Source organism: Massilia sp. Root335, assembly GCF_001425685.1.
In the GTDB taxonomy this organism is placed as follows: Bacteria; Pseudomonadota; Gammaproteobacteria; order Burkholderiales; family Burkholderiaceae_D; genus Telluria; species Telluria luteola.
Genome location: NZ_LMCY01000044.1, coordinates 165,948 through 184,289, shown reverse-complemented (window position 1 = coordinate 184,289; position 18,342 = coordinate 165,948). Strand labels below are relative to the sequence as shown.

Sequence of the window (18,342 nt, the reverse complement as noted above, 5' to 3'; positions counted from 1 at the left end):
TGCGTCACTTGCCGGACAGCTGGGCGTGCGCTTCGAGCACGCGCGCCGAGTAGGTCAGTGCGGCGCCCGCGTTCAGCGCGATCGCGACGCCCAGCGCTTCCGAAATTTCTTCCAGGGTGGCGCCGTGTTCGACGGCCTTCTGGGTGTGCACGGCAATGCACCCGTCGCAGCGCGTCGTGACGGCGACAGCCAGGGCGATCAGTTCATGTATCCTGGGCGCCAGGTGGCCGGTCCTGGCGGCGGCGCCGTCGATGGCCATCAGGCCGCGTACGACGTCCGGGCTTTGTCTGGCATAGTCGCCCACGCGTTCCAGCAGGGCGTTTCGGTAGGTATTCCAGTCGTGCATCATGATTCGGACTCCCGTGTGATAGCGATTTAGTTGCGGCCGGCCATGACGCCGCCGTCGACGTCCCAGATCGCGCCCGTCACCCAGTCCGCCTTGTCCGACAGCAGGAAGGCGATGACCTCGGCAACGTCCTGCGGCGTACCGACGCGGCCGATCGGGTGGAAGCCGTTGAATCCCTGGAGCGTGCTGTGCACGTCGGCTTTCGGGATGAAGCCTTCATAGATCGGGGTCTGCACGACCGCCGGCGACACGGCGTTGACGCGGATGCGGCTCGGCGCGAGTTCCATCGCCAGGTGCTGGGTCAGCGCATGCAGGCCGGCCTTGGCCATGGAATAGGCGGACGACGGCGTCGCCGCGATCGCCTGTTTGGCCCACATCGAGCCGATGTTGACGATCGCGCCCGGCCGCTCGCCGGCGACCAGGTTGGCCGCGACCTTCTGCGTGATGAAGAAGAGGGCCTTGTTCAGCTTCATGTACTGGTCGTAATCCGCCTCCTCGTGCGCCAGGAACGGTTTCGGGAAAAACACGCCGGCGGCATTGACCAGCAGGTCGATGTCCGCGTGGTGCGCATCGATCGTTGCGAGCAGTTGCGCGAGACCGTCTTCGCGCGCCAGGTCGGCGGTGAGTGCCGTCACCTGGCCCAGCGCGGCAAGTTCCCGGCGCGCGTCCTCGGTCTTGTCCGGCCGATTGCCGACGATGACGACGCTGCCGCCCTCCGCGACGACCGTCCGGGCCGCCGCGAACCCCATCCCGCTGGTGCCGCCGACGACCAGCAGTTTCCTGCCTTTGAATTGAGTGCTCATGGTATTTACCTTTCCAGTGTTTGCCGAGCTCGCTGCTCGGAGAAGATTTGCTTTGCGACGGAAAGGAGTGTGCGTCTGAAAGAGCTCATCGACAAATGAGATAAACTGTGCGGCACTGATAGAAAAAGTTTAGTGCCATGAAAGCGCCCGTCCATCTCAACGCCTTGCGTGCCTTCGAAGCGAGCGCGCGTCACCAGAGCTTTTCGGCCGCGGCGGCCGAACTCAACGTCACGCCGGCCGCCGTCGGGCAACTCGTCCGCATGCTGGAGGACTGGCTCGGCATGCCCCTGTTTCATCGCACGGCCAGCGGACGTGCCCGCCTCGTGACGACCGAGGCGGCCGAACGGGCGCTGCCGGACATCCGGGCCGGGTTCGACCGGCTTGCCCTCGGGCTGGAACGGCTCAAGGAAGGATCGACCCACGGCGTGCTCACCGTGACGGTCAGCCCCGCATTCGCGGCCAAATGGCTGCTGCCGCGCATCGACCGGTTCCAGGCCGCGTGGCCCGACACGGACGTGCGGCTGGAGACCAGTCTCAAGCCCGTCGACTTCGTCGCGCAGCGCATCGACATCGGTGTCCGTTATGGCCTGGGCAGGTGGGCGGGCGTGCACGCGGACAAGCTGATGGACGAGGAAATCTATCCGGTCTGCGCGCCGGCACTGCTGCGCCGGAAGCGACGTGCGCCGCAGCCGGCGGACCTGATGCACGAGACGCTCATCCACGATTTATCGATGGATGGACATGCCGAATTTCCGACCTGGGATGCGTGGTTGCGCACGGCCGGGGTAACGGGCGTGGCCACGGCGCGCGGCATGAAAATCAACAACTCCGCCGCCGTCCTGCAAGCTGCGCTCGAGGGGCATGGCATCGCGCTCGCGCGCAGCGTGATGGCGCGTGACGATCTCCTGTCCGGACGGCTGATCCGCCTGTTCCCCGAGATTACGTTCGCCTCACCGCTGGCCTACTACGTGGTGTTCCGGCCCGATTGCGCGGCGCTGCCGCGGCTCGTCGCATTTCGCGACTGGCTGCACCGGGAGGCGGCGCGCGATCAGGACGCGCCCGATCGCAACGCCTGACGTCCGCGCTGAAATCGATGTGGTGGCGCGCCATGATGTCCTTGACCAGCGGGATCAGGGTATCGATCTGCTTTTCGGGAAAGGCGCCCAGGTCCGAGGCGAACGATCAACGCTTGCTGGCGCGACGCCGGCTCAGTTGCAACTCTTGACGTCGGCGCCGTCGTAGCGTTCCGCGTAGCCTTCGATGCGCTTGCGGGTCGCGGCGTCGAGGCTGCGCACGCGATAGACGTAGTGCGTGGTCTGCGGTCCGCGCGGGGCGATGCGCGCCGTGTGCACGCCCTGTTTGCCCAGTTGGGCGAGCATGGCCTGGGCGCTGCTTTCGGTCTTGAACACGCCGAGCGAGATCGCGTACTTGAGCGGGGAATCGGCCTGCATGATGTAGAAATTGGTCACGCCCAGGTTGCGCAGCTCCGCGGCCTTCTTGTCGGCCGCTTCCTTGCTGCCCTGGGACGGGATGTGCACGAGCCAGCTGGTCACGTCCTGGGCCTGGACGGCCTGGCGCGACTGGCGGTCGCCGAGGTCGAGCGCGGCCAGGCGCGCGTCGAAACGGCGCGCGTCGCCCGCGTCGAGCGGGCCGATTTCCGTGCAGGCGAAGGCGGGCGCGGGGGCGGCCGCGGCAGCGGCCGCAGCAGCGGGCGTGGTGGCTGGCGCTTTCGCGGCGGTTGCGGCGGCTGCAGGCGCGCTCGTCGCCGCGCTTGCCGCTGCCGCGCCATCGGCCTCGTCGCCACCCGGCGGCGGCGCGGCGGCCTTCGCGGCGGCTTCGGCCTGTTCGCGCGTCAGCAGCGTCATCTTGGCCGTGTTGAACTGGCGCTTGAGGCGCGCCGGTTCGTGTTCATTGCTCTTGCCGGTGCCGAACAGGCCCTGGGCATACGCGAACAGGGCGGCGTTCAGGAACAGCAGGGACCAGAAGGCGAGTCGTAGCACGAGCGTGTCCTCAAGCAGATGCGGGGTCGGGGTCGGAAGCGAGCAGCGGTGCGGCCGCATGCAGGCCCACCAGCACGATATTATCCAGCATCCAGTGGGGAACGGACAGCAGCGGGGCCACGCTGGCCGCCGCGCCGCCGGAGACGATGCACAGATCGGCCGGCAGGGCGGCGCAGGCGCGTTCGATCGCGCCCGCCTGCGCGGCCAGGCAGCCGGACAGGATGGCGTCGCTCGTGTGGTCGGCGAACGTCGGGGGCGCGGCATACGCGCCGGCACCGGGCGCCACCTGCGGCAACTGGGCCGTGCCGCGCGCCAGCGCGCCCAGCATCAGGCCCAGGCCCGGCAGGATCATCCCACCGACGAAGTCGCCGGCGGCAGTCACGGCGTCGACCGTCGTCGCGGTGCCGCACGTGGCCACGACGAGGGCCTGGCCGGGGGCGAGGCAACGTGCGCCGAGCGCGGCGGCGAAGCGATCGCTGCCCAGTTGCGCCGGATTGCGGTAGCGGTTGCGCAGGCCGTTCAATTCGGCGCGCGACGTGAACCAGTCCGGCGCGGCCGGCAGCAGCGGGGCGAGGAGCGCCGTCAGCTGCGCCTGCATCGCGTGGCCCGCCACGTTCGAGACGACGGCGCGCGTGAGCCCGTGGCCGGCCCAGGCGGCCTGCAGGCGGTCGAGTTCCGCGTGCGGCACGGCGCCGTGCGCGGTCCAGTCGCCAGGCAGCGCATCGAGCGCCGCGATGGCCCATTTGATTCTCGTGTTTCCCGCGTCGACGAGCAGCAGCATGGTGGTCTCCCGAAGATCAATCCCTGGTGCGCAGCGACACGTCGCCCGCGACGATCGCGATGCGCCCGCCCGCCGTGTCGAGCAGCAGGCGGCCCGTGTCGTCCACGCCGGCGGCAAGGCCCTCGTGCTGGATCTCGCCCCGGTCGAGCAGGACGACCGGCCGCCCCTGCCACGCGTGCAGCACATTCCAGCGCGCGGCGAACGCGGCAAAGCCCTGGCGCGCAAACAGGGACAGCGCGTCGGCCAGGCCGTCGAGCAGCGCGGCCAGCAGTGCGTCGCGGTCCATGCGCGCGAGCCACGGCATCGCGGCGACGCTGCGTCCGATCTTTTCTTCGAGTGCGTCCGGCATCACGAGGTTCAAGCCGATGCCGACGATGGTCCAGGCCGCGCCGTCCGGCAGCGCCTGGGTCTCGACGAGGATGCCGGCCAGCTTGTCGCCATCCTTGAGCACGTCGTTCGGCCATTTCAGCTGCACCGGCTGGCCGAGGCGGCCCAGCGTTTCCGCCAGCGCGACCCCGATCGCGAGCGGCAGGCCGGCCAGGCCGCGCAGGCCGTCGGCGAAGCGCCAGGCCAGCGAGAACGTCAGCGAGTTCCCCGGCTCGGACAGCCAGCTGCGGCCCGCGCGGCCGCGCCCGGCCGTTTGGTGTTCCGCGACCAGCAGCACCGGCGCCGCCAGCTGCGGCGCGCGCGCCAGCAGGTCGGCGTTCGTCGATCCGGTTTGCGCGACCACCTCGACGGCGACGCCGGCGCGTGACAGTTGCACGATGCGCTCGGCGTTCATGGCGCCACCTTGCCCGCCTTCTGCGGCGCATGCACGAACAGGGCGTCGAACAGGACGTTGGGCAGCAGGCGCAGGAGTTTCGCCACGATTCCCATCGGCCAGGGGATCACGCGGTAGCTGCGGCCCGCGTCGATGGCGCGCGCGGCCGCGGCCGCGAAACGGTCGGCGGGCATCAGGAAGGGCATCGGAAAACGGTTCAGGCGGGTCATCGGCGTATCGACGTAGCCGGGCGCGATGGTCACGACCCGGATACCGTGGGGTTGGAGTTCGAGGCGGAGCGATTCCGCATACGTGTGCACGGCCGACTTCGACGCGCAATAGGCGCCCGCGCCTTTCATGCCGCGGATGCCCGCCACGCTGCCGATCGCGACGAGGCGGCGCGTACCCGTGCCTTGCTTCATCGGCGCGATGAACGGTGCGAAGGTGGCGACGGTGGCCGTGACGTTGATGGCGAAGATCTCGGCGAACCGGGACAGATCGCCCGGCCGCTCGGTCAGCGTGCCGGCCGAGACGCCGGCGCCGGCGATCACGATGTCGGCGCCGCCTTCGCGCGCGATGAAGTCGGATGCGGCGCCCGCCAGGGCCGCGTGGTCCGTCACGTCGACGGCGTAGATGTGGTGGTCGCTGGATGAGGGCAGCGTGGCGGCGAGCTCGCGCAGGGCATCGCCGCGGCGGCCGAGCAGGCCGAGGACCGCGCCGCGCGCCGCATACTCGCGTGCCAGGGCCGCGCCGATGCCGCTGGATGCGCCGGTGACGAACACGCGCAGCCGGCGGCCCCGCGCCGCGGTCATCGCTTGTCCGCTTTCGCTTTCGTGACGAGGAAGTCCATCACCTGCAAGGCCGTCTGCTGTTGCTGGGCTTCCGTGGTGCCCTCGGGCGCGCCCGCGCCCGCGTGCGAGGGCGACGTGACGAAGCGGCCGTCGATGACGACGAGCGGCCAGCGGTCGACGCCGTACGCATCCATCATCGCGGCCGCGCGGCGCAGCTTCGCCTGGATGCCGAAGGAGCGGTAGGTGTCGATGAACTTCGCGCGGTCGATGCCGTTTTGCGCCGCCCAGTCGAACACCTGCTCGTCGCTGGACAGGCGCAGGTGCTGCTGGTGCATGGCGTCGAACACCTTCTGGTGGTACTGGCTCAGGAGGCCCATCGCGTCCAGCGTGTAGAACAGGCGCTGCTGCGGCAGCACGCTGGCGTCGCGCGGCACGTGCACGCGCTTGAACACGATGTCGTCGCCCTCTTTCTTGACCCATGATTCCAGCGCCGGTTCGAAGGCGTAGCAGTGCGGGCAGTAGTAGGCGAAGAACTCGATGACTTCGATTTTTTTACCGGTGTCGGTCGGCTGCGGCGAGGGGAGCACGAGGTATTGCGCGCCCGCTTGCGGGTCGGCGGCCAGCGCCGACGCGGCATGCAAGCCGGCCGCGAGGCCGAGGAGGGCGGTGCAGAACAGGCGGCGCGGCAGGCGCATGCGGGTCTCCCGGGATCAGCGCTGGTTGCGCACGATGTCGACGACGACGCCGCTGTCGAGCAGTTTGGCGCGCGCCTTGTTCATGGTTTCGACCTGGTTGTACGGGCCCAGGCGCACGCGGTGCAGCACGCCGCTGTCGCTCGCGCGGTCGCTGATCGTCGCCTCGAAGCCGAGCAACGCCAGCTTGGCGCGCGTCGCTTCGGCGTCCGGCAAGCCGCGGAACGCGCCGGCCTGCAGGTAGTACACATATTCGCCGGTGGCGCCCGTGGCGCCGGCGGCGGCCGGTGCGGCCGAGGCGACGCGCGTCTCGGGTTTCGGTTCCGGCCGGGCCGGTGCCGTCTCCTTCATCGCGGCGATCGCCTGGCCCAGCGGATCGGGCTCGGCCGGCCTGGTCTCGGCGGGGGCGGCGGTGCCGCCGTTCGCCCGCGCGGCCGCCTTTTCCGAAATCTCCTTGTTCGCCTCGCGCGCGGCGTCGCGGTTGGCGTACATCGGCTTGTTCGGATCCTGGGCCTGGCCCGGCGCCGGATCGGCCGGGCGGCCGGCCTTGACCGTCTTGTCGGTGAACGGCGAGGCGCCCTTGGTGATCGTGAGCGCGACCGCGACCGCGATACCCAGGCCGACGATCAGGCCGATGATGAGGCCAGTGAGCGTGCTGCCCCGCTGGCGCGCGAAGGATTGGAGCTGTCGATTACGGAATACGGCGGTCATGTAGTGCGGGTCTAGGTTGGAACGCTTACATCTTCTCCGGCGCCGAGACGCCGATCAGGGCCAGGCCGTTGCGCAGCACCTGGCGGATGGCGGCCGCCAGCGCGAGGCGCGCAAGCTTCGTCGGCTCGTCGTCGTCGAGCAGCCATTTGTGGGCGAAGTAATAGCTATGCAGTTCGCCGGCCAGGTCGCGCAGGTAGAACGCGACCTGGTGCGGGCCCAGCTCGACGAGCGCGCGCTGCAGCATCTCGGGATAGTCCGCCAGCTTGGCCAGCAGGCCGGATTCGTGCGAATTCGTCAGCGGCGACAGGTCGGCGTTCGCCAGCCGGGCGACGTCGCCGCCCCAGTTCGCGAGGGCCGAGCAGATGCGCGCGTGGGCGTACTGCACGTAGTAGACGGGGTTCTCGTCGTTGGTCGCGAGGGCGACGTCGACGTCGAACACGAACTCCGTGTCGGCCTTGCGCGAGATGAGGAAGAAGCGCACGGCGTCGCGGCCGCGGGTCACGTCGCCGTTGCCCGACCATTCGATCAGGTCGCGCACGGTCACGTACGAACCGGCGCGCTTGGAGATCTTGACCTCTTCGCCGTTCTTCATGACGGTGACCATCTTGTGCAGCACGTAGTCGGGATAGCCTCGCGGGATGCCGATGTTCACCGCCTGCAGGCCGGCGCGCACGCGGGCGATGGTGCCGTGGTGGTCGCTGCCCTGGATGTTGATGGCCTGGTCGAAGCCGCGCTTGAACTTCTGGATGTGGTACGCCACGTCCGGCACGAAGTACGTGTACGTGCCGTCCGACTTGCGCATCACGCGGTCCTTGTCGTCGCCGTAGTCCGTCGTCTTGAGCCACAGCGCGCCGTCCTGTTCGTAGGTCACGCCGGCGTCGACCAGGGCCTGCACGGCCGCCTCGACCTTGCCGTCCGTGTACAGCGAGGACTCGAGGTAGTAATTGTCGAACTTGACGCCGAACGCCTGCAGGTCCTGGTCCTGCTCGTTGCGCAGGTAGGTGACGGCGAAGCGGCGGATCGATTCGATGTCGTTCGTGTCGCCGCTGGCGGTGGCCGGCTGGCCGTCGCTGGCCGACACGGTCTTTTTGGCGAGGAAGTCGTCGGCGATGTCCTGGATGTAGTCGCCGTTGTAGGCCGACTCCGGCCATTCGGTGTCGCCCGGCTTGAGGCCGCGCGCCCGCGCCTGGACCGAGTTGGCCAGGGTCAGGATCTGCACGCCGGCGTCGTTGTAATAGAACTCGCGCGTGACCTGGTGGCCCTGCGATTCGAACAGCGCCGACATCGCGTCGCCCAGCGCCGCCTGGCGGCCGTGGCCGACGTGCAGGGGGCCGGTCGGGTTGGCCGACACGAATTCGATGATCACGTGGCGCTCGTTGCCGGACTCGCCGCGGCCGAACGCGTCGCCCTCGCGCAGGACGGTGGCGACGACGGACTGCTTGGCGCTCGCGGCCACGCGCAGGTTGATGAAACCGGGGCCGGCCACGTCGGCCGCTTCGATCAGGCCCGCCGCCTTCGGCTCGGCCAGCAGCGCGGCGACGAGGCGGGTGGCCAGCTCGCGCGGGTTGGTCTTGAGCGGCTTTGCCAGTTGCATGGCGATGTTGCAGGCGATGTCGCCGTGCGACGGATCGCGCGGGCGTTCGAGAACGACGTTGGGCGCGAGGTCGCTGCCCGCAACGATGGGGGCCAGCGCGGCCTGGAACAGGGCGACGATCTCTTGTTTTTGTTGGGCGAGCATGAACTGTGGTCGAAAATATAATGGTCGGTGCGGCACGGTGGCATGGCCACGGGCAGGCTAAGCAATCATTATACTGGTTTGACGCAACGCGCAATACCACCCAAGGGCGCCGGCGCAAGCCTCGCTTAAGCCTGCGCAACGCGTAACCGTTACAATGTGCGTCTTTATGCATTGATCGATTGCCATGACCGAAAAGCGCCCGACGCTCACCCTCAAACCCAAGGCCGGCGGCCGCACCGGCGGCAAGAAGGCCGGTCCGGTCCGGCCGGGTGGCCCGCAGGCGGGGAAAGGGACCGGTCCGCGCAGCCCCAAGGCCGGCCCCGCCGCGACCGGCGGACGCGATCCGGGCCGCGACCAGCGGCGCGAAGGCGCGCGCGACAGCGCGCCGCGCGGCCCTGGCGGTGCGCCGCCGCGCGCTGTGGAGAATCGCCCGCCGCGCGTCGAACCGGCGCCGCGCGATGTCGCCGTTGCGCCGCCGCGTCCGCAGGAAGAGCCGGGCCCGCGCCTGCGCCACAGCCACGAGGTCAAGGTCCATGCCCAGCTCGATTACCGGCCCGACCTGCGCGACGATTCCCTTGCGTTCGCCCTGCTGGGCGCGGCGAGCGGCCTGGCGCGCGTGCGCGCCGGCATGGCGCTGCCGCAGGCGCTGGCCGACGTGTTCCAGGCCTGGGACGCGCCGCCGCAGGCGCGCGGCGCCATGCAGGACATCGCCTACCGCGCCATGCGCCAGCTGGGGCGCAGCGGCACCCTGTTGGGGCTGATGACGAGCAAGGCGCCCGAGCCGCCGATGCTGGCCGGCCTGCTGGAGTGCGCGCTGGCGCTGCTCGATCCGCCCGCGGGCACCGAGCCGCCGTACGACGCCTTCACGGTCGTCGACCAGGCCGTCCGCGCGGCCGCCGCGCATCCGGATTTCGCGCACGCCAAGGCGATGGTGAACGCCGTGCTGCGCCGCTTCCTGCGCGAGCGCGAGGACGTGGTGGCCAGCGCCCTGCGCGAGCCCGTCGCGCAGTGGAATTACCCGCAATGGTGGATCGACGCCGTGCGCATCGCGTATCCGGGCGACTGGCAGGAGATCCTCATGGCCGGCAACCGCCAGCCGCCGCTGACCCTGCGCGTGAATCGCCGCAAGACCGACGTCGACACGTACCTGAAGCTGCTGGCCGCGGCCGGCATGGACGCGGAGCAGGTCGGGCCGAGCGCCGTGCGCCTGGCGCAGGCGGTGGGCGTGACGCAGATCCCCGGCTTTGCCGACGGCCTCGTCTCGGTGCAGGATGCGGGCGCCCAGCTGGCCGCGCCGCTGCTCGACGTGCGTGACGGCATGCGCGTGCTGGACGCGTGCGCGGCCCCCGGCGGCAAGAGCGGCCACATCCTGGAAACGGCCGACGTCGACCTGACGGCGCTGGATGTCGACGCGCGCCGCCTCGTCCGCGTCGACCAGAACCTGCAGCGCCTCGGCCTGCATGCGACCGTCAAGGCGGGCGCGGCCGAAGCCACGGATTGGTGGGACGGCGGCCTGTACGATCGCATCCTCGCCGACGTGCCGTGCACGGCCTCCGGCATCGTGCGCCGCCACCCGGATATCCGCTGGTTGCGCCGCAAGAGTGACACCCACCAACTTGCAACACTTTCCACCAAAATACTCGACAATCTTTGGCAGATGCTGCGGCCCGATGGTAAATTGCTGTTCGTGACATGTTCGCTCTGGCCGCAGGAATCGGAAGCGCAGGCCGCCGCCTTCGCGGCGCGCCACGATGCGGTCCGTCTCGATGCGCCGGGCCAACTGCTTCCTCGAAGTGGCGCCGGGCAGGATCATGACGGTCTGTTCTACGCCCTGTTCCACAAGGCCGGAGCGTGAGTAACCCCGACAACGCTTTTTAAGGCTCTGGCCCCTAGTGACTGTACGATTTTTCCTCCTCCTCGCCTGCCAGCTGTTTCTGGCATTGACATGCGCGACTGCGCAGGCGGCCGAAGGGATCGAAATCACCCGCGCCAGTATCGAGGCTTCCGACGACGGCTACCGCCTGTCGGCCGCCTATTCGTTCGACCTGACGCCCGGCCTCGAGCAGGCCATCGAGCACGGCGTGGCGCTGTCGTTCACCACCGAGATCGAGCTCACCCGGCCGCGCTGGTGGTGGACCGACGACCATGCCGTGTCCTCGCGCCGCACGATCAAGCTGAACTACGACGTGCTGCTGCGGGTCTATCACGTCTCCGCCCCCGGCAGCATCCAGCAGAATTTCGATACCCTCGACGACGCGCTGCGGGCGATCCGCCTCCCGGCCCGCTGGCTGATCGCCCCCAAGGGCGCACTCAAGCCGGGCGAGGTCTACAACGTCACGCTGCGCATGTTCATGGACCGCGAATTCCTGTTGAAGCCGCTTCAGATCGACGCCTTCAACAATTCCGACTGGCGCCTGGCCTCGCACAAGAAGACGTTCACCTACCGTGCGGAGTAAGCCGTGATCAAGGCCCTGCGCTACGGCCTGGTGATCGGCAGCGCGATCGCCTCGATCCTGCTGTTCCTGCTCGCTTCCGCGTCCAGCAACACGGGCTTCTTCGCCCATGACTTCACCTGGCTGCTGGGCCTGATCCTCGGCGTGGCCGGCGCGCTGTTCATCCTCGTGCTGGTCGCGTTCTGGCGCCTGTATTCGCGCTACAAGGCCGGCAAGTTCGGTTCGCGCCTGATGCTCCGCCTGATGGTCCTGTTCGGCGGCATCGGCATCCTGCCCGGGCTCGTCGTCTTCATGGTCTCGGTGCAGTTCGTCTCGCACTCGATCGAGTCGTGGTTCGACGTCAAGATCGAGGCCGCGCTCGACTCGGGCCTGAACCTGTCGCGCGCCGCCCTCGACGAAGCCCTGGTCAACCTGGGCGTCAACGCCGGCACCGTGGCCGCCACGCTGGCCGGGCAGGGCGAGCGCGATGCGCAGGCCATCCTCGTGCGTGCGCTCGACGAGGGCAACGGGATGCGCAGCGCGCTCCTGATCGATGCCGCCGGCAGGCTCGTGGCCGGCGCCACCGAGGACCGCCGCGCCGTGCTGGCCGCCGACCTGCCCACCCCGCAGATGCTCAAGCAGGCCGCGATGCCGGGCGGTTACGCGCGTGCGGAAGGCGGCATCGACGACGACTTCCGCGAGGCGCGCGGCGAGCCGCCCAGCGGCCTCGACGCCGCCACCGGCCTGCGCCTGCGCGTGGTGGTGGCCGTGCCCGAGCCGCCCGGCATGGCGCCGCACTACCTGCAATTGACGCAAGGCGTGCCCGTCAACCTGGCGTCCAACGCCGCCGTCCTGTCCACCGCGTATCGCGAATACCAGGAGCGCTACGCCGCGCGCACGGGCTTGCGCAAGATGTACATCGGCACGCTCACGCTGACCCTGCTGCTGGCGATCTTCTCGGCCATCGGCGCCGCATTCCTCATCGCCGGCAACCTGGCCCAGCCGCTGCTCGTGCTGGCCGAGGGCACGCGCGCCGTGGCCGAGGGCGACCTGTCGCCGCGCCCGATCGTCGAGACGAACGACGAACTGGGCACGCTCACGCAATCGTTCAACGCGATGACGGGCCAGCTGTTCGAGGCCCGCTCCGCCGTCGAGCGCAACCGCGCCGCGCTGGAAAGCGCCAAGGTCCACCTGGAATCCGTGCTGGCCAATATGTCGGCGGGCGTGATCGTGATGAACGGCGACGGCGTCGTCGTCAACTCCAACGATGCCGTGCACCGCATCCTGCAGGTCGACGTGGCCTCGCTGGCGGGCCGCCCGCTGGACCAGATCGACGGGCTGGAAGTCTTCGCCGGCGCCGTCACGCGGGCCTTCTCGGCGCAGAGCGCGCAGTCCGCCGCGGGCCGCGGGAAAGGGCGCGCGCACTGGCAGCAGCAGATCGAGATCCCGCGCCGTCCCGGCACCGACGACGACCACGACATCACGCTGCTGGCGCGCGGCTCGCGCCTGCCGGTGGGGGCGGGCAGCGGCTTCATCGTCGTGTTCGACGACATCTCCGACGTGATTTCGGCCCAGCGCTCGGTGGCCTGGGGCGAGGTGGCGCGCCGCCTCGCGCACGAGATCAAGAACCCGCTCACGCCGATCCAGCTGTCGGCCGAACGCCTGCAGATGAAGCTGATCGACCGCGTCGATGCGGACGCCGCCGCGCTCCTCAACAAGGCCACCGACACCATCGTCAGCCAGGTGTCCGCGATGAAGCGCATGGTCGACGATTTCCGCGACTATGCGCGCACGCCCCCGGCCGTGCTGTCGGCGCTGGACCTGAACGACCTGATCGAAGAAATCCTGAACCTGTATTTATCCGAGGACGGCTCGGACGTGATCCATCCGTCCCTGCAGCCGGGCCTGCCGCGGGTGATGGGCGACACGACCCAGCTGCGCCAGGTGATCCACAACCTGCTGCAGAACGCGCAGGACGCGCTGGCCGACCGCACCACGCACGACGACCCGCCGCGCATCGACATCGTCACGGAGGCCATCCACTACGTCGGCGCCGACGGCGGGACGGGCACCGCGGTGCGCCTGGCGATCGTCGACAACGGCCCCGGATTCGCGCCGAAGATCCTGTCGCGCGCGTTCGAACCGTACGTCACGTCGAAAGCGCGCGGCACCGGCCTGGGCCTGCCGATGGTCAAGAAGATCATCGACGAACACGGCGGCCGGATCGACATCGCCAACCGCGCCGACGGAAGTGGCGCTTCGGTATCGATTTTGCTGTTAAAGTTAGCGCCAGAGGCGAACTTGGCCGAAGCGTGAATCGCGCATAGAATCTTGGCTGTATAAGGGGGCCCGGCAGCGGTTGGCCGGCGTCTCCATGGAGAGAGTCAGATCAAAAAAGGCATAACAAGATGGCGAACATACTCGTAGTTGACGATGAAATGGGCATCCGCGAGCTGCTCTCGGAAATCCTTGGCGACGAGGGACACGCGGTCCAGCTGGCGGAAAACGCCCAGCAGGCCCGCCAGGCGCGCCAGCAGGGCGCCCCCGACCTGGTGCTGCTCGACATCTGGATGCCCGATACCGACGGCGTCACGCTGCTCAAGGAATGGCAGCGCGACGGCCTGTTGACGATGCCGGTCATCATGATGTCCGGCCACGCCACGATCGACACCGCCGTGGAAGCGACCCGCATCGGCGCCCTGAACTTCCTGGAAAAACCGATCGCCCTGCAAAAGCTGCTGAAAGCCGTGCAGCAGGGCCTGCAGCGCGGCCAGGAAGTGGCGCGCGCGCCGGCCATCGCGCCGCGTCCGATGGCCTCCGCCGCATCGGTCTCGTCCCCCCTGCCGGAACCGAGCGCCGCGGTGCAACCGATGTACGCGCCGCAGCCGCAGGGCGGGGCGATGGGCGCGTCGATGGGCATGGCCCGCCCCGTCAGCAATGGCGAGGCGCACGCTCACGGCTATACGCTGTCGTTCGACCTGCCGCTGCGCGAAGCGCGCGACGCCTTCGAGCGTATGTACTTCGAGCACCACCTGGGCCGCGAAGGCGGCTCGATGACGCGCGTGGCCGAAAAGACGGGACTGGAACGTACCCACCTGTACCGCAAGCTCAAGCAGCTCGGGGTCGAACCGGGCAAGCTGGGCAAGAAGAGTGCCCAGTGATCCCGCCGGTGCGACGGCCGCGGATGATGCGCGTGTCGTCGTCACCCTCGTCACGGGCCTGAGCGCCCGGGCGCGCGAAGCGGCGATCGCCGCTCACCTTTCCGATATGCATGACGAAGGCGCGCAGGCCATCATTCTCGAAGGCCTCGCGTCCGGCGTGTCTCCCCTCGATGATCTCGCTCCGGACCAAAGCCTTGCGCGGATCGCGCCCGGTTGCTTGTGCTGCACCGGCAATCTGGTTTTGCGTGTAACATTGAATCGCCTGCTCCGCCGGCGTCCCCGCCGTATCTTCATCGGCGTCGCCGGCAGCGAGCATCTTGATCAGTTGCGATCGTGGTTGCGGTCCGAGCCATACGATCAGCTGTTACGGCTGACTTCCGACCTGAAGGCCTGAATCGTCCGCAGCTTGACCGATACAGTGGAATTCGTAACAAGTTGTAGAGGTTCTTGAATTCGGTTCCAGTGGCCCCACCTCGTAGTTGAAGTGGAAAGAAAGCGGAAAGTAAGCCGTCCGCCGCCGGGCGGCAGCCTTGCACCCACCTGATCGAGTGAAGGAGTCATCATGAACATGATCTATAACAGCGAACAGTATAGCGTTGTCGAATTTGGCGTCGATCACAACCTCGAGGCCCTGCGCTTCGGCGGCTACGAGATCGTCGACAAATCCGGCCGGCGCGAAGCGTTCATCGGCGGCAAACTGGCGCAAGCGTTCCGGCGTGATGTCAACAACCTGATCGCGAGCGAACCGACCATGGAGGAAATCGACGATTTCCTGGGTTCCTACGACACCCTCATGAGCCAACCGGTCGTCCTGCACTGATCGTCCCGGTCGGGCGCCTTCGTCCGGCCACTGCACCTGCGTGACGCGGCGCCGTTCCGGGCTGGCGACGCAGGGCACCATCTTCTTTCCCGTTCCCGCTACCTCATCTTCCCCATACCGGCTTTGCGTCCGTACATGGTAAGCTTGACCCATGTGTCAGCTGCTCGCCATGAATTGCAATGTCCCTACCGACATTGTTTTTAGTTTCACCGGCTTCGCCCATCGGGGCGGACGCACGGACACGCACCATGACGGCTGGGGCATCGCTTTCTTCGAGGGCGCCGGCGTGCGCCATTTCGTCGACCACCAGGCGGCCATCGCCTCGCCGATCGCCGAACTGATCAAGCATTACCCGATCAAGTCGCTGAACGTCATCGCCCACATCCGCAAGGCCACGCAGGGCAAGGTCGCGCTGGAAAACTGCCATCCGTTCGTGCGCGAGATGTGGGGCCGCTACTGGGTGTTCGCCCACAACGGCGACCTCAAGGCTTTCGACCCCGTCCTCGACGGCCCGTACCGCCCGGTCGGCAATACCGACAGCGAACGCGCCTTCTGCTTCCTGCTGCAGCAATTGCGCGACCGCTTCGGCGACCAGGCGCCCGCCATGCCCGTGCTGCGCGCGGCCATCGCCGACCTCGTCGCCGTCATCGCGCGCCACGGCACGTTCAACATGATGCTGTCCGACGGCACGGCGCTGTTCGCGCACTGCTCGACCAAGCTGTGCTACGTCGTGCGCCGCTACCCGTTCGCGGCCGCCTGCCTCGCCGACGAAGACCTGTCCGTCGACTTTTCGCAAGTGACGACGCCGAACGACCGCGTGGCGATCATCGTCACGACCCCGTTGACCACCAACGAGACGTGGACGGAGTTCGCGCCGGGCGAACTCAAGGTGTTCGTGGACGGCCTGCCGCAGCCGTGATCATCCTGATACGTTTTTTACAGGAAATCATTTTCAAATAGTCACCAGGTGGCGGAATGCGTTAAAGTAGCTACGTTCCATTGCTACAAGAGTCCGTGATGACCGATACCGCCGCGAGCCTGGACCACGCGAACTACCCCTTGCGCGTGCGTGACTTTTATTTGGGGCGCCAGCCTGTGCTCGACCGCAACCAGGCCTTGTACGGTTATGAACTCCTGTTCCGCAGCGCGCGCCAGGGCGAGGCCGACGAGACCGGCCTGACCGCGACGGCCGCGGTGATCGCCCACGCGGCCCAGCTGGGGCTTGCGCGCGCGATAGGCGACGCCGCCTGCTTCCTGAACGTGGACGCCGAAGTCCTCGGCAGCGACATCTTCGCCTTCCTGCCGCGCGAGCGCACGGTGCTCGAGATCGTGCCGACCGTCGTGCCGGACGACGCCCTGCTGGCGCGCATGCGCGAGCTCGCGGGCCACGGCTTCCGCTTCGCGCTGGACGGCATCGAAGGCGACAGCCTGCGCCTGCAGCGCCTGTTGCCGCTGGCCGGCTTCGTCAAGCTGGACCTGCGCACCGTGCCGCCCACCCAGTTGCCGAACCTCGTGCGGCGCCTGCACGGCATGGAAAAGACCGTGGTCGCGGAAAAGGTCGAGACGCGCGACGCCTACCAGGCCGCGATGGACCTGGGCTTCGATTACTTCCAGGGCTTTTATTTCGCGCGCCCGTCCGTGCTGGGCGGCCGCAAGCTGTCGCCGTCGCAGCTCGCGGTGGTCGAGCTCATGAACCTGGTGATGTCGGACGCGGACAATGCGGTCATCGAAAAGACCGTCAAACGCGACGTGACGCTCGCCCTGAACCTGCTGCGCCTCGTGAACACGCCGGCCGTGGGCGCGGCCCAGCGCATCGATTCCGTCAGCCAGGCGCTGCTCGTGCTGGGCCGGCGCCAGTTGCAGCGCTGGCTGCAGATCATGCTGTACGCGGAACCGGCCACGCGCGGCCACAACCAGACGCCCCTGCTGATGCTGGCCACCACGCGCGGCCGCCTGATGGAATTGCTGGCCCAGCGCCTGCGTCCCGGCCAGCGTGCCGTCGCCGACATCGCCTTCACGGTCGGCATCATGTCGCTGATGGACGCCCTGTTCGGCATCCCGATGGCCGACATCGTCGAACAGATCCCGGTCAGCGACGAAGTCCGGCAGGCCCTCCTGGGCCGCGCCGGCTTCTTCGGCGAGCTGCTCAAGCTGTCCGAGAGCATCGAGCAGGCCGATGACGACACGGAACTCGTGCTGCCCACGCTGAAGGAGCTGCAGATCTCCGGCGACGACATGATCGAGCTCGAGATGTCGGCGTTCCAGTGGTCCGACTCCGTCGTCCGCTACGCCATCTGACGTCTTCCCGCCGCGCGCGTCCGCGCGCGGCTGTCCAGCCATGCGATCCGACGGGAGCCCCATGTCGAATGTATTGTTGCGTGTTGAAGGTCTCGTGAAATCGTACGGCGCCCGGCGCGCCGTGGACGGCGTGTCGTTCCAGGTGCTGGCCGGCCAGACCGTCGGCCTGCTCGGTCCGAACGGGGCGGGCAAGTCGACCACCGTCTCGATACTGTGCGGGCTGCTCAGGCCCGACGCCGGCCAGGTGCTGCTGGACGGCCAGGCGGTGACGACGGGGGCGGCAGGCGTCAAGCGCCGCATCGGCCTCGTGCCGCAGGACCTCGCGCTGTACGAGGACCTGTCGGCGCACGAGAACCTGCGTTTGTTCGGCGCCCTGTACGGCCTGAAGGGCAAGGCGCTGAACGAGCGCATCGAACACGTGCTGGGCCTCGTGAACCTCGTCGACCGCGCGCGCGACAAGCCGGCCACGTTCTCGGGCGGGATGAAGCGCCGCCTGAACATCGCGGCCGCGCTGCTGCACGATCCGGACTTGCTGATCCTCGACGAGCCCACGGTCGGCGTCGACCCGCAGAGCCGCAATGCCATCTTCGACACGCTGGAGGCGCTGCAGGCGCAGGGCCGGGCGCTGATCTACACGAGCCACTACATGGAAGAGGTGGAGCGCCTGGCCGACCACATCGTCATCATCGACCACGGCAAGGTGCTGGCCGACGACAGCCCGGCCGCGCTGCACCGCAAGCTCGCCGCGAAGGCCCTGCTGCGCGTGGAGCTGGCGCAACCGGCGGGCGCCGGCCTGCTGGACGCGCTGCGCTCCCAGGCCGGCGTGACGGCCCTGGCGAGCGAGGGCACGACCCTCGACATCGGCCTCACCGACAATGCCGACGCGGTGCCGCTGCTCGGCTGGCTGCAGGGGCAGGGCCAGCGCCCCGTGCACTTCGCCACCGCGCGCGCCAGCCTCGAAGACATCTTCCTCGACCTGACCGGTCGCACCCTGCGCGACTGAGACCAC

General features: G+C 68.5%; 19 protein-coding genes. 10 read left to right on the top strand and 9 right to left on the bottom strand.

What is annotated here, in order from left to right:
- Positions 1–4: 4 nt before the first annotated feature.
- Positions 5–349: a carboxymuconolactone decarboxylase family protein gene (locus tag ASC93_RS23270; RefSeq protein ID WP_056448096.1), complete on the bottom strand. Its 345-nt coding sequence runs from the start codon at positions 347–349 to the stop codon at positions 5–7.
- A 26-nt stretch (positions 350–375) separates the two neighbouring features.
- Positions 376–1,149, bottom strand: coding sequence for an SDR family NAD(P)-dependent oxidoreductase (locus ASC93_RS23265; protein WP_056448092.1), 774 nt, complete (start codon positions 1,147–1,149; stop codon positions 376–378).
- Between the two features lie 137 nt (positions 1,150–1,286).
- On the opposite strand from ASC93_RS23265, the gene gcvA reads away from it, so the two are divergent.
- Positions 1,287–2,225: a transcriptional regulator GcvA gene (gene gcvA, locus ASC93_RS23260; RefSeq protein ID WP_056448089.1), complete on the top strand. Its 939-nt coding sequence runs from the start codon at positions 1,287–1,289 to the stop codon at positions 2,223–2,225.
- A 132-nt stretch (positions 2,226–2,357) separates the two neighbouring features.
- Here the strand turns inward: gcvA and ASC93_RS23255 are convergent, their stop codons facing one another.
- Genes ASC93_RS23255 through argS form a run of 7 tightly spaced genes read right to left on the bottom strand, consistent with a single transcriptional unit; the run spans position 2,358 to position 8,622 of the window.
- Positions 2,358–3,149 (bottom strand): SPOR domain-containing protein, encoded by a 792-nt coding sequence (locus ASC93_RS23255; protein WP_056448087.1) that lies wholly within the window; start codon positions 3,147–3,149, stop codon positions 2,358–2,360.
- A gap of 10 nt (positions 3,150–3,159) precedes the next feature.
- Positions 3,160–3,930 carry a type III pantothenate kinase gene (locus tag ASC93_RS23250; protein ID WP_056448084.1) on the bottom strand — a complete coding sequence of 257 codons (771 nt, stop codon included), beginning with the start codon at positions 3,928–3,930 and terminating at the stop codon, positions 3,160–3,162.
- A gap of 16 nt (positions 3,931–3,946) precedes the next feature.
- Entirely contained in the window at positions 3,947–4,711 is a 765-nt protein-coding gene (locus tag ASC93_RS23245) for a biotin--[acetyl-CoA-carboxylase] ligase (RefSeq protein ID WP_056448081.1), read from the bottom strand.
- Positions 4,708–5,502 carry an SDR family oxidoreductase gene (locus ASC93_RS23240; RefSeq protein WP_056448078.1) on the bottom strand — a complete coding sequence of 265 codons (795 nt, stop codon included), beginning with the start codon at positions 5,500–5,502 and terminating at the stop codon, positions 4,708–4,710. Before ASC93_RS23240 ends, ASC93_RS23245 begins: the two co-directional genes overlap by 4 nt.
- A complete protein-coding gene (locus tag ASC93_RS23235; protein WP_056448075.1) occupies positions 5,499–6,176 on the bottom strand; it encodes a thiol:disulfide interchange protein DsbA/DsbL in 678 nt (225 codons plus the stop codon). The genes ASC93_RS23240 and ASC93_RS23235 overlap by 4 nt, the downstream gene beginning before the upstream one ends.
- Positions 6,177–6,191: 15 nt before the next feature.
- Positions 6,192–6,884, bottom strand: coding sequence for an SPOR domain-containing protein (locus ASC93_RS23230; protein WP_056448072.1), 693 nt, complete (start codon positions 6,882–6,884; stop codon positions 6,192–6,194).
- Positions 6,885–6,909: 25 nt separating this feature from the next.
- Complete coding sequence (argS, locus tag ASC93_RS23225) at positions 6,910–8,622, bottom strand: arginine--tRNA ligase (protein ID WP_056448069.1); 1,713 nt, start codon at positions 8,620–8,622, stop codon at positions 6,910–6,912.
- 559 nt (positions 8,623–9,181) lie between these two features.
- On the opposite strand from argS, the gene rsmB reads away from it, so the two are divergent.
- From rsmB to ASC93_RS23180, 9 genes are all read left to right on the top strand, one after another.
- Positions 9,182–10,477 (top strand): 16S rRNA (cytosine(967)-C(5))-methyltransferase RsmB, encoded by a 1,296-nt coding sequence (gene rsmB / locus ASC93_RS23220; protein ID WP_229412848.1) that lies wholly within the window; start codon positions 9,182–9,184, stop codon positions 10,475–10,477.
- A 37-nt stretch (positions 10,478–10,514) separates the two neighbouring features.
- Entirely contained in the window at positions 10,515–11,078 is a 564-nt protein-coding gene (locus tag ASC93_RS23215) for a DUF4390 domain-containing protein (RefSeq protein ID WP_056448066.1), read from the top strand.
- Positions 11,079–11,081: 3 nt separating this feature from the next.
- On the top strand, positions 11,082–13,370 hold the full coding sequence (locus ASC93_RS23210; protein WP_056448063.1) for an ATP-binding protein: 2,289 nt from the start codon (positions 11,082–11,084) through the stop codon (positions 13,368–13,370).
- A gap of 92 nt (positions 13,371–13,462) precedes the next feature.
- Positions 13,463–14,215, top strand: a complete 753-nt coding sequence (locus ASC93_RS23205; protein WP_056448059.1) for a response regulator — start codon at positions 13,463–13,465, stop codon at positions 14,213–14,215.
- Positions 14,205–14,609 carry a hypothetical protein gene (locus ASC93_RS23200; protein ID WP_056448056.1) on the top strand — a complete coding sequence of 135 codons (405 nt, stop codon included), beginning with the start codon at positions 14,205–14,207 and terminating at the stop codon, positions 14,607–14,609. Before ASC93_RS23205 ends, ASC93_RS23200 begins: the two co-directional genes overlap by 11 nt.
- A 168-nt stretch (positions 14,610–14,777) precedes the next feature.
- Positions 14,778–15,035: a DUF3567 domain-containing protein gene (locus ASC93_RS23195; protein ID WP_036235350.1), complete on the top strand. Its 258-nt coding sequence runs from the start codon at positions 14,778–14,780 to the stop codon at positions 15,033–15,035.
- A 151-nt stretch (positions 15,036–15,186) separates the two neighbouring features.
- Complete coding sequence (locus ASC93_RS23190; RefSeq protein WP_056448053.1) at positions 15,187–15,954, top strand: class II glutamine amidotransferase; 768 nt, start codon at positions 15,187–15,189, stop codon at positions 15,952–15,954.
- Between the two features lie 98 nt (positions 15,955–16,052).
- Entirely contained in the window at positions 16,053–17,333 is a 1,281-nt protein-coding gene (locus tag ASC93_RS23185; protein ID WP_056448048.1) for an EAL and HDOD domain-containing protein, read from the top strand.
- A gap of 61 nt (positions 17,334–17,394) precedes the next feature.
- The gene (locus ASC93_RS23180) at positions 17,395–18,336 is read left to right on the top strand and encodes an ABC transporter ATP-binding protein (protein WP_056448045.1); all 942 of its coding nucleotides are present in this window, start codon (positions 17,395–17,397) and stop codon (positions 18,334–18,336) included.
- Positions 18,337–18,342 lie beyond the last annotated feature (6 nt).

Bases quoted from the DNA above. Each gene is read 5' to 3' on its own strand.
- ASC93_RS23205 (WP_056448059.1), top strand. From the start codon at position 13,463: ATGGCGAACATACTCGTAGTTGACGATGAAATGGGCATCCGCGAGCTG.
- argS (WP_056448069.1), bottom strand. From the start codon at position 8,622: ATGCTCGCCCAACAAAAACAAGAGATCGTCGCCCTGTTCCAGGCCGCG.
- ASC93_RS23240 (WP_056448078.1), bottom strand. From the start codon at position 5,502: ATGACCGCGGCGCGGGGCCGCCGGCTGCGCGTGTTCGTCACCGGCGCA.
- ASC93_RS23270 (WP_056448096.1), bottom strand. From the start codon at position 349: ATGATGCACGACTGGAATACCTACCGAAACGCCCTGCTGGAACGCGTG.
- ASC93_RS23250 (WP_056448084.1), bottom strand. From the start codon at position 3,930: ATGCTGCTGCTCGTCGACGCGGGAAACACGAGAATCAAATGGGCCATC.
- ASC93_RS23245 (WP_056448081.1), bottom strand. From the start codon at position 4,711: ATGAACGCCGAGCGCATCGTGCAACTGTCACGCGCCGGCGTCGCCGTC.
- ASC93_RS23235 (WP_056448075.1), bottom strand. From the start codon at position 6,176: ATGCGCCTGCCGCGCCGCCTGTTCTGCACCGCCCTCCTCGGCCTCGCG.
- ASC93_RS23265 (WP_056448092.1), bottom strand. From the start codon at position 1,149: ATGAGCACTCAATTCAAAGGCAGGAAACTGCTGGTCGTCGGCGGCACC.
- ASC93_RS23190 (WP_056448053.1), top strand. From the start codon at position 15,187: ATGTGTCAGCTGCTCGCCATGAATTGCAATGTCCCTACCGACATTGTT.
- gcvA (WP_056448089.1), top strand. From the start codon at position 1,287: ATGAAAGCGCCCGTCCATCTCAACGCCTTGCGTGCCTTCGAAGCGAGC.
- ASC93_RS23195 (WP_036235350.1), top strand. From the start codon at position 14,778: ATGAACATGATCTATAACAGCGAACAGTATAGCGTTGTCGAATTTGGC.
- ASC93_RS23185 (WP_056448048.1), top strand. From the start codon at position 16,053: ATGACCGATACCGCCGCGAGCCTGGACCACGCGAACTACCCCTTGCGC.
- ASC93_RS23180 (WP_056448045.1), top strand. From the start codon at position 17,395: ATGTCGAATGTATTGTTGCGTGTTGAAGGTCTCGTGAAATCGTACGGC.
- ASC93_RS23230 (WP_056448072.1), bottom strand. From the start codon at position 6,884: ATGACCGCCGTATTCCGTAATCGACAGCTCCAATCCTTCGCGCGCCAG.